The sequence below is a fragment of the Arthrobacter paludis genome (assembly GCF_056782315.1).
Map to the genome: position 1 here is coordinate 1 of NZ_JBXAEW010000008.1, position 15,748 is coordinate 15,748.

Genomic DNA, 15,748 nt, shown 5'->3' on the forward strand with positions numbered 1-15,748 from the left:
GGGAGGGCCCGACGCGCAGGCGCACCGCCCGGGGGCGGCGCGCCTGCGGGGGAGGGGCCGGGCGGCGTGCGCCCGGTTCCCGCAGGCGCTAGCGGCCGGTGGCGGGACCGGACGGAGTGGCCCCGCCCTCCGTGGTCCAGTTCCCGGCCAGGGAGTCGTCCCGCGCCGGATCGGAGACGGCGCCGGGGGCCGAGCCGGTCCCCCCACCCGTTCCGCCCTCGCCGTCGGCCTCGTGGCGGCCGCCGCGCACCTTCTGGGCTGCGTTGCTGGCGGCGGAGCCGACGGCGGCGCCCACGCCGGGGGCCTTCTCCTTGATCGTCGTGCCGAGGTCGTTCAGCTTCTCCTGCGTGCGCGGGTTCTCCCACAGCTCGCGGGCGCCGGTCTTCATCTTGTCGTACGACTCGCGGCCGGCCCGGGTGCCGAGCACATAGCCCGCGGCGGCTCCGGCAAGGAAGGTCAGAATGCGCATCTCGCTCCTCCTGTGGTCTTCGGCGGCCCGGTCCCGGGCCGCGCTCCCCACCCTAGCGACACCCCGCCGCCTGCGCCACGGTCGCCGGTGGGCGTGGCGAACCCGCCCCGACCAGCGCAAACGCGAGGAGAGCCGCACCGAAACGGTGCGGCTCCCCTCGGGACGGGCGGGTGCGCCTAGCGCAGGGCGTCGCGGCCCGGGGCGATCTCGCGGTGGCTGTCCGAGCGGCCCAGGATCTGCTGCGGGACGAAGAAGGCCACGCCGGCGAGCACCAGGCACGCGATGCCCGGGATCCACGCGTTCTCGAACTCCCAGAAGCCGAGCACGTAGACACCCGCGGCGAAGAGGATGAACATCACGGCGAAGGCGATGAAGTTCCCGACGAAGTTCCCCTGGCCCGAGTAGGCCTTGTTCTTGCCGTCGCTGGTGTACACGTGGTCTCTCCTTGGTGCGGTGGGGCGCCGGGGGCGGCCCGGCGTCAGTAGCCGTTGTCCGCCGTGGCGGACTCGCCTCCCACAATAGCAACTGAGGCGCTGGCCCCGAGCCGCGACGCCCCGGCCTCGAGCATCGCACGGGCGTCCGCGGCGGTGCGGACGCCGCCGGAGGCCTTGACGCCGACGCCCGGGCCGACGGTGCTCCGCATGAGGGCGACGTCCGCCGCCGTCGCGCCGCCCCCGGCGAACCCGGTGGAGGTCTTGACGAAGTCGGCGCCGGCCTCGACGGCCGCCTCGCACGCGAGGACCTTCGCCGCGTCGTCCAGCAGGACCGTTTCGATGATCACCTTCAGGAGGGCCCCGCCGTCGTGCACGGGGGCGGCGACGGCCGCGATGTCGGCGACGAGCGCGGCCCGGTCGCCGCGGCGCGCGGCGGCGATGTCGATGACCATGTCCACCTCCGCGGCCCCGTCGCGCACCGCGCGGGCCGCCTCGAACGCCTTCGCCTCGGGCGTCGTCGCCCCGAACGGGAAGCCGACGACGGAGCAGGCGAGCACGCCCGACCCCGCCAGTTCCCGGGCCACCGTCGCGACCCACAGCGGGTTGACGCACACCGACTTGAAGCCGTGGCGGACGGCCTCCGCGGCGACCCGCAGCACGTCCTCGCGGGACGCGTCGGGGGCCAGCAGCGTGTGGTCGATGACGCCGGCCAGGTCGCGGGCCGCGGCGCCGGTGGTCTGCTCGGTCATGGTTCCTCCTGGATGGGGGTGGATGGTCGGGAACGGGGAGGGCCGCGGCGCCGTTCAGGCGGGCACGCCGAGGATCCCCGCGAGTTCGGCGCGGACCGCGGTGAGCCGGGCGGCGGCCCCGGCGCGCGCGGCGGCCACGCCGCCCGCCCCGGCGACGGGGACCACGGCCTCGAGGTAGCACTTGAGCTTCGGCTCGGTCCCGCTGGGCCGGACGATCGCGCGCGTCCCGTCCGCGGCCTCGAACAGCAGCCCCTCCGTCGGGGGCAGCCCGGCGTGCCCCGCGGCCAGGTCGGCGGCCACGGCCACCGGCGAGCCCGCCAGCCGGGCCGGCGGGTCCGCGCGCAGGCGGGACAGCAGGGCGTCCCGCTCCGGCAGGGCCGCCACCCGCACGGCGAGCTGGTCGGTGGCGTGCACGCCGTGCTCGGACGCGAGCCGGTCGAGCTCGGCGGAGACCGAGCCTCCGGCGGCCAGCAGGTCCGCGGCCAGCTCGGCCACGAGCACGGCGGCCGTGATGCCGTCCTTGTCGCGCACGAGCCCCGGGGCGACGCAGTAGCCCAGGGCCTCCTCGTAGCCGTAGGACAGGCCGGGCACGCGCGAGATCCACTTGAAGCCGGTCAGCGTCACCTCGTGCCGCACGCCCGCGGCCGCGGCGATCCGGGAGAGCAGCCGCGAGGAGACGAGCGAGTTCGCGAACACGCCCGGGGCCTCGCCGCCGGCGGCGGCGCGCCGGACCAGGTGGGCGCCGATCAGGGCCCCGGCTTCGTCGCCGCTCAGGACCCGCCACCGGCCGCCGTCGCGGATGGCGACGGCGCAGCGGTCCGCGTCGGGATCGTTCGCGAGGACCACGTCGGCGCCCGCCCGCCCGGCCAGCGCGAGCGCGAGGTCCATGGCCCCGGGCTCCTCCGGGTTCGGGAAGGACACGGTGGGGAAGTCCGGGTCGGGACGTGCCTGCTCCGGGACCGGGACCACGTCGCCGAAGCCGGCCAGGCCGAGGGCCAGCGCGGTCGTTTCTCCCCCGACGCCGTGCAGGGACGTGTGCACGATCCGCAGCCCGCGGGCCGGGAACCGCCGCCGGTCCGCGACCGACGCCGCGGCGGCCGCGTACCGGGCCCGCACGTCGCCCGGCTCCCCGGGGCCTGGCAGGGTGCGCCAGCCGGACTCCGCGAGCGGGATGGAGGCCAGGGGCGCGGCGTGGTCGATCCGGGCGGCGATGTCCCGGTCCATGGGCGCGACGATCTGGGCGCCCCGGCCCGGACCGTCCACGGCCCGGCCGCCGAGGTAGACCTTGTAGCCGTTGTCGGCCGAGGGGTTGTGGCTGGCGGTGACCATGACGCCGGCCTCGCACGCGAACTCCCGCACGGCCCACGCGAGCACGGGCGTGGGCAGGGCCCCCGGCAGGAGCAGCGTCTCGATCCCGGCCGCCGTGAGCACCGCCGCCGTGTCCCGGGCGAAGTCCGCGGAGCCGTGGCGCGCGTCGTAGCCGACGGCGGCCCGCGGGGTGTAGAGGCCGTGGGCGAGGTCGAGCAGGTGGGCGGCGAGCCCCGCGGCCGTGCGGCGGACGACGGCGCGGTTCATCCGGTTCGGGCCGGCCCCCAGCGGCGCGCGGAGCCCCGCGGTGCCGAACTCGAGGGGCCCGGCGAACTGGTCGGCCAGCTCCGCCAGGGCGCCGCCGTCGCCCGCCGCGGCGCGCTCCGCGAGCACGGCGAGCCCGCGCGCGGCGGCCGGGTCGGGGTCCTCGGCCGCCCACGCGCGGGCGGCCGCGAGCAGCGCGGCGGGGTCGGTGGGGTGCATGGGTCCTCCGGTGGGCCGGTCAGAGGCGGGAGACGATCTCGGCGAGCAGGCGCGAAATCCGCGGGCCGGCGGCGCGGCCTGCCTCGAGGACCTCCTCGTGGCTCAGCGGCTCGCCCGTCGTGCCGGCGGCGGCGTTGGTCACCAGCGAGATACCGAAGACCTCCAGCCCCGCGTGCCGGGCCGCGATGGCCTCCAGGGCCGTGGACATCCCGACCAGGTCCGCACCGATCGCCTTCGCGTAGCGCACCTCCGCGGGCGTCTCGTAGTGGGGGCCGGGAAACTGCGCGTAGACGCCCTCCGGCAGGTCCGGGTCCGCCGCGCGGGCGAGGGCGCGGATCCGGGGCGAGTACAGGTCGGTCAGGTCGACGAACGTCGCGCCCTCGAGCGGCGAGGCCGCCGTGAGGTTGATGTGGTCGGAGATGAGCACGGGCGTGCCGGGGCGCCACGCCGGGTCCAGCCCGCCGCACCCGTTGGTCAGGACGACGGCGGAGCACCCGGCGGCCGCGGCGGTCCGGACGCCGTGGACGACCGGGCGGACGCCGTGCCCCTCGTAGAAATGCGTGCGGGCGGCCAGGACGAGCACCCGGCGCCCGTCCGGCGCCAGGACGGAACGGAGGGTCCCGGCGTGGCCCGCCACGGCCGAGGGGCGGAAGCCCGGGACGGAGGCGGCCTCCAGGGTGTGGGTGGTCTCGCCGACCAGGTCGGCCGCGCCGCCCCAGCCGGAGCCGAGGACCAGGGCCGTGTCGTGGCGCTCCACGCCGGTGCGGGCCGCGATGTGGGCGGCCGCCTCGGCGGCCAGGGCGAACGGGTCGGTCTGCGCGTCGGTCACGCCACCAACCTACCCGGAGCCGGGCCCCGGCGGCGGGAGGCCGGTCCGGTGTGCAAGTGGCACCGCGGTCGTGTTGAATGGTCGACTGTGACGCTCCAACACGATTCGAACGGACGGCGGCTGGTGGTCCTCGGCGGGGGCCCCGGCGGATACGAGGCGGCCTTCGTGGCCGCGCACCTGGGCGCGCGGGTCACCGTCGTCGAACGGCAGGGGATGGGCGGCTCGGCCGTGCTCACCGACGTCGTGCCCTCCAAGACGCTGATCGCGACCGCCGACGCCATGCGCCGCGTCGCCGGGGCGCGCGAGTTCGGCGTCAACATCGAGGCCGAGGACGCGCGCGGCGACCTCGGCGTCGTCCACGCCCGCCTGCTCGGGCTGGCCCGCGACCAGTCGCAGGACATCCACGGCGGGCTCGAGCGCTCCGGGGTGCGCATTGTGGCCGGCGCCGGCCGGCTGCTGGACCCGCGCACCGTCGAGGTCGAGCTGGCCGACGGCGGCACCGAGCGGCTGGAGGCCGACGCCGTGCTCGTGGCCACCGGCGCCCACCCGCGCGAGCTGCCGACGGCCGTCCCCGACGGGGAGCGGATCTTCACCTGGACCCAGGTGTACAACCTGCAGGAGATCCCCGAGCACTTGGTGGTCATCGGCTCCGGCGTCACCGGCGCCGAGTTCGCCTCCGCCTACAACCTGCTCGGGGCCCGCGTCACGCTGGTCTCCTCGCGCGACCGGGTCCTGCCCGGCGAGGATGCCGACGCCGCCCGCGTCCTCGAGGAGGCGTTCGAGCGCAACGGCCTCAACGTCGTCGCCCGTTCCCGCGCCGCGTCCGTCGAGCGCGCCGGCGACGGCGTCGTCGTCACGCTCACCGACGGGCGCACCATCGAGGGCAGCCACTGCCTCGTCGCCGTCGGCGGCATCCCGAACACGGCCGGCATGGGCCTGGAGGAGGCCGGCGTCGAGCTCGCCGAATCAGGCCACATCGCCGTCGACGGGGTCTCGCGCACCACGGCGCCCAATGTCTACGCGGCCGGAGACTGCACCGGCGTCTTCGCGCTCGCGTCCGTGGCCGCCATGCAGGGCCGCATCGCCGTCTCGCACTGGCTGGGGGACGCCGTGAGCCCGCTGAAGCTCAAGGAGGTCTCCTCCAACATCTTCACCAGCCCCGAGATCGCGACCGTCGGCGTCAGCGAACGCGAGGTCGAGGAGGGCAAGTACCAGGCGGACATCATCAAGCTGGACCTGGCGACGAACGCCCGCGCCAAGATGATGAACGTGGCCGAGGGCTTCGTGAAGATCATCGCCCGCCGGGGGTCCGGGTCCGTGATCGGCGGCGTCGTCGTCGCCCCCCGCGCCTCGGAGCTGATCTTCCCGGTCGCACTGGCCGTGCACAAGCGGATGCACGTGGACGACCTCGCGGAGACGTTCACCGTCTACCCGTCGCTGGCCGGTTCGATCTCCGAGGCGGCGCGGAGGCTGCACACGCACCTCTGACGGGAGGCCGGGCAAGGGGTGTCCAGCATGCGGACGCTTTGTCCGCGATCCGGGCTGTAGTTGTAATCTCTAATGTCAGCCTGTATCAGGATCCCCCCGAGAAAGACCTTGCCTGTGTCCTCGCACCAGACCACGGCTCCCGCCGCGGCGCAGAACACGCGCGGCCGCGTGATCTTCGCCAGCCTCATCGGCACCACGATCGAGTTCTACGACTTCTACGCCTACGCCACCGCCTCCGTGCTGGTGTTCCCGGCGCTGTTCTTCCCGAACGCCACCAACATCAACGCGATCCTCTCCGCCTTCGCCATCTTCGGCGTCGCGTTCGTCGCCCGCCCGCTCGGGTCGATCCTGTTCGGCCACTACGGCGACAAGCTCGGCCGCAAGGGCACGCTCGTCGGCTCGCTGCTGCTCATGGGCATCGCGACCTTCCTGATCGGCTTCCTGCCGCCGGCGGCCGGCGCCTTCACGGTGCTGGCCCCGCTCATGCTCGTCATCCTTCGCTTCGCCCAGGGCCTGGCCCTCGGCGGCGAGTGGTCCGGCGCCGCCCTCCTGGCCACGGAGAACGCGCCGAAGAACAAGCGCGCCATCTACGGCACGTTCCCGCAGCTGGGCGCCCCGCTGGGCTTCATCGTCGCGAACCTGCTCTTCGTCGGCCTGCAGCTGGGCCTGAGCCACGAGCAGTTCATGGCCTGGGGCTGGCGCGTCCCCTTCATCCTCTCGGCCCTGATGGTGGCCGTGGGCCTGTGGGTCCGCCTGAAGCTCGTCGAGTCCGTGTCCTTCCAGAACGTCGTGGCGCAGAAGAAGGTCCAGAAGTCCCCGTTCAAGGCGACCGTGCGCCACCACTGGCGGCCGCTGCTGCTGGGCACGTTCATCATGCTGGCCACGTACGTGCTGTTCTACCTGATGACCTCGTTCACGCTGACGTACGGCACCGCCCCGGCCACGGTCGAGCAGGCCCAGGCCGCCGCCGAGGCCTCCGGCAAGACGTGGTCCGCCGCCTCCGCGGCCGCCTTCGTGCCCGGGCTCGGCGTCGCCCGTCCCGAGTTCCTCACCATGCTGATCATCGGCGTCGTGTTCTTCGGCGTGTTCACGGTGGTCTCCGGCCCGCTGGCCGAGCGGTACGGCCGCCGCCGCTACCTCATCTGGATCACCGCGCTGATCTTCGCGTACGGCGTCCTGTGGACGACGATGTGGGGCCCGGGCCAGGGCGCGGCCATGGTCGGCCTGATCGTCGGGATGGCGCTCATGGGCGCGACGTTCGGGCCCATGGCCTCGATCCTGCCCGAGCTGTTCCCGGCCAACGTCCGCTACACCGGTTCCGCCGTCGCGTACAACTTCTCCTCCGTGATCGGCGCGGCCCCGGCCTCGTTCGTGGCCATCGCCCTGTGGCAGGCCGGCGGCGGCAACACGGTGCTCGTCGGCGTCTACCTCGCCGCGGCCGCCGTGCTGACGTTCGTCGCGCTCCTCCTGACCCGCGAGACCCGCGACACCGACTACGAGAACTACGTGGCGTAGTCCCGCGGACTCCCGCACGGCGGCGGCGGCACCCCAGCGGTGCCGCCGCCGTCGTCGTTTAAGGCGTGGCTGAGGGGGCCGCGGCGCTCCGCCGGGACGGGCCCCGTCGGCCGGCCAGCAAAAAGGGCCGCGCGCCCCCGCCGTGGTGCGGGTGCGCGCGGCCCGTGGGGCGGCGGCCGGCTAGTCGGCGATCGTCGCCAACACCGCGCCCGCGGAGACCGTGTCCCCTGGCTTGGCCGTGAGGCCGGTGACGGTGCCGGCCTTGTGCGCGGTCAGCGGCTGCTCCATCTTCATGGCCTCGAGGACCACGATGAGGTCGCCCTCCGCGACGGTGTCGCCGTCGGCGACCGCGACCTTCACGATCGTTCCCTGCATCGGGGACGCGAGGCCGTCGCCGGACGCGGCCGACGCCGAGGCGGTGCGGGCGGAGCGCTTCTTCTTCTTGCCGTTGGCCCGCGGCGCGCCCGACGCCAGCCCCGCCGGCAGGACGACCTCGAGGCGCTTGCCGCCGACCTCGACGGTGACGCGCTGCAGCTCGCCGGCCTCCTCGCCCTCGCCGGCGCCCTCCGGGGACCACGGCTCGATGGTGTTCTCGAACTCGGTCTCGATCCAGCGCGTGTGCACCGAGAACGGGCCGTCGGCGGGCACGAAGGCCGGGTCGGCCATCACGGCGCGGTGGAACGGCACGACCGTGGGCATGCCCTCGATCTCCAGCTCGGCCAGGGCGCGGCGCGCGCGCTCGGCGGCCTGGCCGCGGGTGGCGCCGGTGACGATGAGCTTGGCGATCATCGAGTCGAAGTTGCCGGAGACCGTCTCGCCCTGCTCGATGCCGGAGTCCACGCGCACGCCCGGGCCGGTCGGCAGCTTCAGGGTGCTCACGGTGCCGGGGGCGGGCATGAACCCGCGGCCGGCGTCCTCGCCGTTGATGCGGAACTCGAAGGAGTGGCCGCGGACCTCCGGGTCGCCGTAGCCGAGCTCCTCGCCGCGGGCCAGGCGGAACTGCTCGCGGACCAGGTCCAGGCCGGTGACCTCCTCGGAGACCGGGTGCTCGACCTGCAGGCGCGTGTTGACCTCGAGGAACGAGATGACGCCGTCCTGGCCCACGAGGAACTCGCAGGTGCCCGCGCCGGTGTAGCCGGCCTCGCGCAGGATGGCCTTCGACGCCTCGTACAGGCGGGCGTTCTGCTCGTCGGTCAGGAACGGCGCCGGGGCCTCCTCGACGAGCTTCTGGTTGCGGCGCTGCAGGGAGCAGTCGCGGGTGGAGACGACGACGACGTTGCCGTGGGCATCCGCCAGGCACTGCGTCTCGACGTGGCGCGGGGCGTCCAGGAAGCGCTCGATGAAGCACTCGCCGCGTCCGAACGCGGCCGTGGCCTCGCGCACGGCGGACTCGTAGAGCTCGGGGATCTCCTCGCGGGTGCGGGCGACCTTGATGCCGCGGCCGCCGCCGCCGTACGCGGCCTTGATCGCGAGCGGCAGGCCGTGGCGGTCGGCGAACTCGAGGACCTCGGACGTGTCGGCGACCGGGTTCTTCGTGCCGGGCACCAAGGGCGCGCCGACCTTCTCCGCGATGTGGCGGGCCTGGACCTTGTCGCCGAGCTTGGAGATCGCGTCGGGGCCGGGGCCGATCCAGACCAGCCCGGCGTCGAGGACGCGCTGGGCGAACTCGGCGTTCTCGGACAGGAAGCCGTAGCCGGGGTGAACGGCGTCCGCGCCGGAGCGGGCGGCCGCGTCGAGGATCTTGTCCATCACGAGGTACGAGTCGGCGGCGGTCGTGCCGCCGAGCGCGTAGGCCTCGTCCGCGAGGCGCACGTGCAGGGCGTCGCGGTCCGGCTCGGCATAGACCGCCACCGACGCGATGCCCTCGTCGCGGGCCGCACGGATGACGCGGACGGCGATTTCGCCGCGGTTGGCGATGAGGACCTTGGTCAGTCGGGTCATGGCGGGGTGCACTCCTTCGCTAGGCTCACTGGAGCCTACCGCCGCTTGTGGGGTTCCCACGCCTCGGCCGCGCCCACCCGGAGAATCCCCGCGCGGATTTTGTAGGGTCCCTACAAAAAGAGCGCGGGCTCCGGAACGACGCGACGCTCCGGTGGGCTGCGCGGATCGTGCGCCCCCGCCCGCTGGCTCTCGGCGCCCGCGCGTTGCTGCGGCACCGCAGGGATCTGCAGACACGGCAGCCCCTTGCAACGCGCTGCGCCGTTTGCCAGAGACTGCGGCGCCGACGTTACTCGCGGGGGCTGCTCGGCGCGGGCGGGCGCTCCGTCGTTATCCACAGTCACGCCATTCGCGCGGTCCAAACGCAACGCCGGCGGAAGACTGTTCCCATGGGCCAGGGCATGATCACGACGCACGACGAGCGGCTGCTGTCAGCCGAGAACGCCGCGGTCCGGCGGGCCTATCGGCGCGGCGAGCTCGTTCGGCTGCTCAGGGGCGCCTACTTCCCAGTCTGGGAATGGGCGTGCGCGAACGTCTGGGAGCGCTACAGGATCTTCCTCGAGGCCGTGGCGCGGTGTCAGCCAGGGGCGGTGTTTGCCCTCGACTCGGCTGCGCACCTGTGGAACTACCCCTTGCTGTCGCCACCTACGCACGCGGTGGTCGGCGTGGCCGACCGCGGACGGTCCGGGACCGAGCCCCCGCGGCGGTTGTTGGCGCCGGGAGTACCGGCGCCGCCGGGGATGCCCGAGTTCGGATTCGGCATTCGCCACCGCGTGCTGGACCTGGCGGAGACAGAGCAGGTGGGAGGCTTCGTGGCCACGAGCAGACTCGGAACCGTCATGGACTGCGCGGCCCGGTGGCCATTCTGGGCGGCGGTGGCGGTTGTTGATCGCTCCCGTCGGCCGGGACCGGGGAACCTTCCCCTGCCGGCACTGGAGGACGCGGCCTCCCGCTTCCGTCGTCCGGCCTTGCGCAAGGCCGCCATGCGCGTGATCGAGTTCTCGTCCCCAGACGCCGAGTCGCCCGGTGAATCGTTGAGCCGGGCGAACATCCACCTCTGTGGTTTCGACGCCCCGGTGTTGCAGCACTGGATTTCCGACCAACGTGGGCCGTTCGCGAGGGCGGATTTCTACTGGCCAGGGGCCCGGCTCGTGGGGGAGTTCGACGGCCGCGGAAAGTACCAGCGTGCTGCCAGGGAATCGGGACGCACGCTCGGCGAGGTCGTGATGGCGGAGAAGGACCGCGAGAACCGCATCCGCAGGGCCGGATTGGGCGTCGTGCGGTGGGACTGGACCGAGGCCAAGGACCGCGAGGTGCTGCGCGGGATCCTTGACGCGGCCGGGGTCCCGGTGTCGCCCTGGCGGGCTCGACGGCGGTGAGCCGGACCTGCAGGTGGTGACGGACGCCGCAGTGCGCCGCAACGGGCTGCGGCGTCCGTCACCACCTGCCGAGGGCTCATCCGGGAGTGGTCTTGCCGGGAGAGGCCCGGGGTGGTGCGTGCGGCGGGGAGCCGGCCGGGCCGGTGGGCCGTCGGGGTGCGGGGCGGGACTACGCCCAGAGGTCGGTGATCGCCAGGTCCAGTTCGGCCAGCAGCGAGCGCAGGGTCGAGACGGACAGCCCGACGACGGTGTGCGGATCGCCCTCGACCCCGCGGATGAAGGCCGACCCGCGTCCGTCGATCGTGAACGCGCCCGCGCAGGGAAGCGGCTCGCCGGTGGCGACGTACGCGTCGATCTCGTCCTCGCCGACCTCCGCGAAGTGCACCGTGGCGGAGGAGACCGCGCCGATGGTCGCGCCCGTGCCGCCGTCGCCGGGGTCCGTCGAGCGGTTGTCCACGAGCCAGTGGCCCGTGTGGAGGACCCCCGAGCGCCCGGACATCGCCCGCCACCGCGCCGACGCCACGTCCGGGGTGTGCGGCTTGCCGTGGGCCTCGCCGTCGAACTCGAAGACCGAGTCGCAGCCGAGGACGACGGCGCCGTCGGCCTCCGGCAGCGACGCCACGGCCTCCGCCTTGGCCCGGGCGAGCAACAGCGCCACGTCGCCGGGCTCCAGCGGGCCGGCCGCATCCTCGGCCCGGCGGAGGGCCGCGTCCTCATCCACGGAGGACACGACCGTGTCGAACGCGATCCCGGCGTCCGTGAGAATGCGCGCCCGGCCGGGAGAGGCCGAGGCCAGGACGAGCAGCGGCAGGACGTCGGTCTCGGGGGAATCGCTCATGCGTCCACCGTAGTGCGCCGCCGACCGCCTCGCCGCACGCCCCGCCCCCGGCCCGCGAAGAACCAGTCGTTGCCGCGGTTCGCATCGACCGGGCCCCCTCCGGCACCCTCGCCGGGGCCGCCCCCGGACCCGTCGCGGGGACCGCGACCGGGGCCGTTGCCGCCATCGTCCTCCGGCCCGCTTCCGCCGCCGGGGCCCCGACCGGCGCCGCCGTCGGGGGCCGTCCGCGCGGGGGCCAGCCGGGCGCCCTCGACGTCGACGTCGGGCAGGAGCCGGTCCAGCCAGCGGGGCAGGTACCAGGCGTGGCGGCCCAGGAGGTGCATCGCGGCCGGCGTGAGGGTCATGCGCACGACGAACGCGTCCACCAGGACGCCCACGGCCAGCGAGAACCCGATCGCCCGGATCATGGTCAGGTGGGAGAACACGAACCCGGCGAAGACGCTGGCCATGATCAGGGCGGCCGCGGTGACCACGGGCGCGGCGTGCCGGAACCCGTCCCGGATCGCGTCGCGGGCATCCGCGCCGTGGGCAAAGGACTCGCGCATGGCGGAGACCAGGAAGACCTGGTAGTCCATGGCCAGCCCGAACAGGATGCCCGTGAGCAGGATCGGCAGGAAGCTCATGATCGGACCCGGCGTGTAGACGTCGAACACCGGCCCGAGCCAGCCCCACTGGTAGACGGCCACGGTCGCCCCGAACGCCGCGGCCAGGGACAGCAGGAACCCCGCCGTGGCCAACAGCGGCACCACGATCGAGCGGAACACCAGCAGCATCAGCACCAGCGACAGCCCGACGACGATCGCCAGGTAGGTGGGCAGCACCTGCGTGAGACGCTCCGAGACGTCGACCTGCGCGGCCACCTGCCCGGTGACGGCGATCCGGGAGCCGGTGTCCGCCTCGATGGCGTCCCTCGACTCGCGCAGCGTGTGGACCAGGGCCTCCGTCTCGGCGCTCGCCGGCCCGGACGCCGGAACCACCTGCAGCACGGCCACCGTGTTCGCCGCGTTGGTGCCGGCCGGCACCGCGGCCACGACGCCGTCCTCGGCCCGCAGCCGGTCGGCGACGTCGTAGGTCGCCAGCTCCGCCGACCGGTCGTCGAGCCCGGAGGGGAGGTCGGCCAGGACCAGCAGCGGGCCGTTGTAGCCCTCGCCGAACCGTTCGCTGACCAGTTCGTAGGCCTGCTTGGCGCTGGAGCCCGGGGGCTCGGCGCTGCCGTCGGGCAGGGCCGTGCGCAGGTCCCCGGCGGGAAGGGCCACCACCGCCAGCGCCGCCATCGAGGCGAGGGCGGTCAGCCACGGCCGGCGGGTGGCGGCGTCGCCCCACCGGCCCAGCAGCGCGCGCCGCGGGGCGGTCGCCGGCGCGGCGGCCCGCCGCCAGGCCCGCCGCGAGACGAGGCGCCGCCCGATGACGCCGAGGACGGCGGGGGTGAGCGTGAGCGCGATCAGCACCGCCACGGCGACCGTGAACGCGGCCGACAGGCCCAGCACGGTCAGGAACGGCAGGCCCGGGACCGCGAGGGCGGCGAGGGCGATGACGACGGTGAGCCCGGCGAAGACGACGGCGTTGCCGCTCGTGCCCGTCGCCCGGGCGATCGACTCCTCCAGGTCCATGCCGGCCAGCAGCTGCCCGCGGTGCCGGTGCACGATGAACAGCGAGTAGTCGATGCCGACGGCCAGGCCGAGCATGAGGGCCAGGGCCGGGGTGATGGAGGCCATCTCGATCACGCTGGACAGGGCCAGGGTCCCGCCCACGCCGGCCGCGACGCCGAGGACCGCCATGACCAGCGGCAGCCCCGCCGCCACGAGCGTGCCGAGCATGGCCAGCAGGACGACGGCGGCGACCCCGAGGCCGATGATCTCCGCGATGCCGAAGATCGAGCTCAGGTCCTGGACGATCTCCTTGGAGTAGAGCACGCGCACCCCGTCCGACCCGGGCCCGCCGGCCACGGCCTGGATCCGCTCGCGCTGCTCGGGGGTCAGGGCGTCGGCCGAGCCGGTGAACGTGACGTTCGCGGCGGCGGTCGTACCGTCCGCCGAGACGAATCGCATGCCTTCCGTCGAGGCGGCCTGGCGCTCGCCGAGCTCCAGCTTCTCCTCGCCGTCGGCCAGCTCCCGGGCACCCTCGGCGAGGCGGCGCTCGGCGGCCGGCAGCTGCGCGGCCTTCTCTTCGAGGGTCTGCCTGCCTTCGGCGAGCTCCTGCGCGCCGGTGGCCAGCTCCCGCTCGCCCGCCTCGATCCGGGTGCGGTTCGCGGCGATCTTGTCCGCGCCGGCGTCCAGTTCCGCCTCGCCGCGGGCGACCCGGGCCGCGGCCGTCTCCAGGGCGGCCGCGTTGCGCTCCAGCTCGGCGGCACCGGCCTCGAGCTGCTCCGCGGAACCGGCGAGCTTGGCCCGGCCCGCCTCGAGCTCCGCGGCCTTCTGCCCGAGCGTGGCGCGCCCGGCGGCCAGCTGCGCCTCGCCGTCGTCGAGCCGGGCGTCGGCGGTCCGCAGCGACTGCAGGGAGGCCCGTCCGGCCGCCACCTGGTCGCGCCCGGAGTCGACGGCGGCGGGAACCGCGTCGGGCGAGGCCACGCCGGCCCGGTCCGCCAGGCCCTCGAGCTCGGCCTCGATGGCGGCGAGCTGCGCGCGCTGCTCCGCCGTGGGGTCCTGGACCGCCGTGAGGCGGTCGCGTTCGGCGGTGAGGCCGGCATGGGCCTGCTCGAGGGCGTCCAGGTCGGCGGAGCGACCGTCGAGTGCGGTCCGGGCTTCGTCGAGGGAGTCGACGCCGAGGGCCGAGGCGAGCTGCGCCGCGCCGGCGTCGTAGTCCGCACGCCCCTGTTCGAGCTCGGCGGCGCGGCGCGCCAGTTCGGTGCGCCCCGCCTCGAGCCGGCGCTCGCCGTCGGCCAGCTGCGCCGCGGCGGCGTCGTACCGCTCCTGGCCGTCCGCGAGGTCGGCGCGCCCGGCGGCCAGCCGGGCCTGCCCGTCCTCGACCTGGGCCCGGGCCGCCTCCAGTTCGGCGCGCCCGGAGGACAGTTCCCCCTCGGCCGCCTCGAGCTGGCTCCGCCCCGAGGCCAGGTCGCCGCGGCCCGAGGCCAGCTTCCGCTCCGCCGCGGAGAGCTCGGCGCGGCCGCCGGCGAGCCGGTCGCGCCCGTCCTCGAGCCGCTCCCGGCCCTCTGCAAGGTCCCGGCGGCCGTCGGCAAGCTGCCGCCGCGCCTCGGCCAGTTCCCGCGGCGCCGCATCGAGCTGTCGCTGGAGCTCGAACGGATCCGTCACGGAGCTGACGGAGTCGAGGCCGGACAGCCGTTCGAGCGCGGCGGACACGGCGCGCTCCTGCCCCGGCGTGAAGGCGGCACCGTCCGCCGTTTGGTACACGATCGAGCCGGTGCCGCCCGCGAACTCGGGGAGTTCGGCGCGGACGCGGTCCAGGGTGCGCTGCGTCTCGGTGCCGGGGATGGAGAAGCTGTTCGTGAGCGTGCCCATGAACGCGCCCGCCGCCAGCCCGGTGCCGAGCAGGGCCACGAGCCAGCCGGCGATGAATGCCCAGCGGCGGCGGTAGGCGAGCCGGCCGAGCCGGTACAGGAAGCGGGCCACGGTCAGGCCTTTCGCGTCTCGGCCGAGGCGGCCTGGGTGTGGAGGAGGGGGAAGCCGTCGCGCAGCTGGGCGAACGCGTCGGCGAGCTGGCGTTGGAGGTCGGCGACGGCGGCGTCGGAGGTGTCGCCGGCGTGCCCGAGCGCCCAGTGGGTGAAGGTGGCGCGGCCGGCGCCGATGACCGCGTGGGCGAAGACGGAGACGTGGAGCGGGTCGGCCGCGGGGAGGCGGCCGGAGATCGTCTCCACGAGCCGCTCGGCACACCGGTTCCAGGACTCGAGCTGGATCCGCTCCAGCGCCGGCGCGGGGGAGGCGCCGTGGGTGGCCGCGAACAGGTCCGCGAGCCGGCCGAGTGCGCGGCGGTCGCCGAGGGAGAGCATGACCTCGACGGCGGCGTCCGTCACGGGGGTCTCCGCGGGCACCTCGTCGAGGCGGGCCAGGGCCTGGTCCAGGAGCCGCTCGGTGGGCTCGTTGAGGGCGGATTCGACGGTGGGGAAGTAGTTGAAGAACGTGCGCCGCGAGACGCCGGCGGCCTCCGCAAGGCGCTCGGCGGTGACGGCCGCGGGGCCTTCGGAGCGCAGGAGCGCGAGGGCCGCGTCGGCGATGGCGCTGCGCGTGGCGGCCTTGTTGCGGTCGCGGCGGGACGCGGGGGCGGGGGACGCCGGAGGGGAGGGGGTGTCGCTCACGGGAGATACACTACGTGCAAGTTTGCACTGCGTGCAATTCCGGTGTGGCGCGGGCACAGCGAGAGGCCG

12 protein-coding genes are annotated in these 15,748 nt (G+C 74.8%); 3 read left to right on the forward strand and 9 right to left on the reverse strand.

Features of this window, described 5'->3' with window-relative positions:
• Positions 1 to 88: 88 nt before the first annotated feature.
• From AC1Q5D_RS08055 to AC1Q5D_RS08075, 5 genes are all read right to left on the reverse strand, one after another.
• On the reverse strand, positions 89 to 469 hold the full coding sequence (locus tag AC1Q5D_RS08055; RefSeq protein ID WP_481738068.1) for a YtxH domain-containing protein: 381 nt from the start codon (positions 467 to 469) through the stop codon (positions 89 to 91).
• A gap of 176 nt (positions 470 to 645) precedes the next feature.
• The gene (locus AC1Q5D_RS08060) at positions 646 to 903 is read right to left on the reverse strand and encodes a hypothetical protein (RefSeq protein WP_481738069.1); all 258 of its coding nucleotides are present in this window, start codon (positions 901 to 903) and stop codon (positions 646 to 648) included.
• Positions 904 to 947: 44 nt separating this feature from the next.
• A complete protein-coding gene (deoC, locus tag AC1Q5D_RS08065) occupies positions 948 to 1,652 on the reverse strand; it encodes a deoxyribose-phosphate aldolase (RefSeq protein WP_481738070.1) in 705 nt (234 codons plus the stop codon).
• A gap of 54 nt (positions 1,653 to 1,706) precedes the next feature.
• Positions 1,707 to 3,443 carry a phospho-sugar mutase gene (locus AC1Q5D_RS08070; protein WP_481738071.1) on the reverse strand — a complete coding sequence of 579 codons (1,737 nt, stop codon included), beginning with the start codon at positions 3,441 to 3,443 and terminating at the stop codon, positions 1,707 to 1,709.
• A 19-nt stretch (positions 3,444 to 3,462) separates the two neighbouring features.
• On the reverse strand, positions 3,463 to 4,272 hold the full coding sequence (locus tag AC1Q5D_RS08075) for a purine-nucleoside phosphorylase (RefSeq protein ID WP_481738072.1): 810 nt from the start codon (positions 4,270 to 4,272) through the stop codon (positions 3,463 to 3,465).
• A gap of 87 nt (positions 4,273 to 4,359) precedes the next feature.
• Between AC1Q5D_RS08075 and AC1Q5D_RS08080 the strand changes: the two genes are divergently transcribed.
• Both AC1Q5D_RS08080 and AC1Q5D_RS08085 read left to right on the forward strand, forming a co-directional pair.
• Positions 4,360 to 5,760 carry an NAD(P)H-quinone dehydrogenase gene (locus AC1Q5D_RS08080; RefSeq protein WP_481738073.1) on the forward strand — a complete coding sequence of 467 codons (1,401 nt, stop codon included), beginning with the start codon at positions 4,360 to 4,362 and terminating at the stop codon, positions 5,758 to 5,760.
• Between the two features lie 72 nt (positions 5,761 to 5,832).
• Entirely contained in the window at positions 5,833 to 7,275 is a 1,443-nt protein-coding gene (locus AC1Q5D_RS08085; protein ID WP_481738074.1) for an MFS transporter, read from the forward strand.
• Between the two features lie 180 nt (positions 7,276 to 7,455).
• Here the strand turns inward: AC1Q5D_RS08085 and AC1Q5D_RS08090 are convergent, their stop codons facing one another.
• On the reverse strand, positions 7,456 to 9,216 hold the full coding sequence (locus AC1Q5D_RS08090) for an acetyl/propionyl/methylcrotonyl-CoA carboxylase subunit alpha (RefSeq protein ID WP_481738075.1): 1,761 nt from the start codon (positions 9,214 to 9,216) through the stop codon (positions 7,456 to 7,458).
• 386 nt (positions 9,217 to 9,602) lie between these two features.
• Between AC1Q5D_RS08090 and AC1Q5D_RS08095 the strand changes: the two genes are divergently transcribed.
• Positions 9,603 to 10,592, forward strand: coding sequence for a hypothetical protein (locus AC1Q5D_RS08095; protein WP_481738076.1), 990 nt, complete (start codon positions 9,603 to 9,605; stop codon positions 10,590 to 10,592).
• 169 nt (positions 10,593 to 10,761) lie between these two features.
• Here AC1Q5D_RS08095 and AC1Q5D_RS08100 read toward each other — a convergent pair whose 3' ends face one another.
• From AC1Q5D_RS08100 to AC1Q5D_RS08110, 3 genes are read right to left on the reverse strand one after another with little or no spacing between them, the layout of a single operon-like run.
• Positions 10,762 to 11,430: a Maf family protein gene (locus AC1Q5D_RS08100; protein WP_481738077.1), complete on the reverse strand. Its 669-nt coding sequence runs from the start codon at positions 11,428 to 11,430 to the stop codon at positions 10,762 to 10,764.
• Positions 11,427 to 14,996: an MMPL family transporter gene (locus tag AC1Q5D_RS08105; protein WP_481738078.1), complete on the reverse strand. Its 3,570-nt coding sequence runs from the start codon at positions 14,994 to 14,996 to the stop codon at positions 11,427 to 11,429. The genes AC1Q5D_RS08100 and AC1Q5D_RS08105 overlap by 4 nt, the downstream gene beginning before the upstream one ends.
• Before the next feature lie 2 nt (positions 14,997 to 14,998).
• Positions 14,999 to 15,679, reverse strand: coding sequence for a TetR family transcriptional regulator (locus tag AC1Q5D_RS08110; protein ID WP_481738079.1), 681 nt, complete (start codon positions 15,677 to 15,679; stop codon positions 14,999 to 15,001).
• Positions 15,680 to 15,748: the final 69 nt, after the last annotated feature.

What these genes read in the sequence shown, in the direction of transcription:
- AC1Q5D_RS08055 (WP_481738068.1), bottom strand. Translation starts at nt 469, where the DNA reads ATGCGCATTCTGACCTTCCTTGCCGGAGCCGCCGCGGGCTATGTGCTC.
- AC1Q5D_RS08100 (WP_481738077.1), bottom strand. Translation starts at nt 11,430, where the DNA reads ATGAGCGATTCCCCCGAGACCGACGTCCTGCCGCTGCTCGTCCTGGCC.
- AC1Q5D_RS08095 (WP_481738076.1), top strand. Translation starts at nt 9,603, where the DNA reads ATGGGCCAGGGCATGATCACGACGCACGACGAGCGGCTGCTGTCAGCC.
- AC1Q5D_RS08090 (WP_481738075.1), bottom strand. Translation starts at nt 9,216, where the DNA reads ATGACCCGACTGACCAAGGTCCTCATCGCCAACCGCGGCGAAATCGCC.
- deoC (WP_481738070.1), bottom strand. Translation starts at nt 1,652, where the DNA reads ATGACCGAGCAGACCACCGGCGCCGCGGCCCGCGACCTGGCCGGCGTC.
- AC1Q5D_RS08085 (WP_481738074.1), top strand. Translation starts at nt 5,833, where the DNA reads ATGTCAGCCTGTATCAGGATCCCCCCGAGAAAGACCTTGCCTGTGTCC.
- AC1Q5D_RS08070 (WP_481738071.1), bottom strand. Translation starts at nt 3,443, where the DNA reads ATGCACCCCACCGACCCCGCCGCGCTGCTCGCGGCCGCCCGCGCGTGG.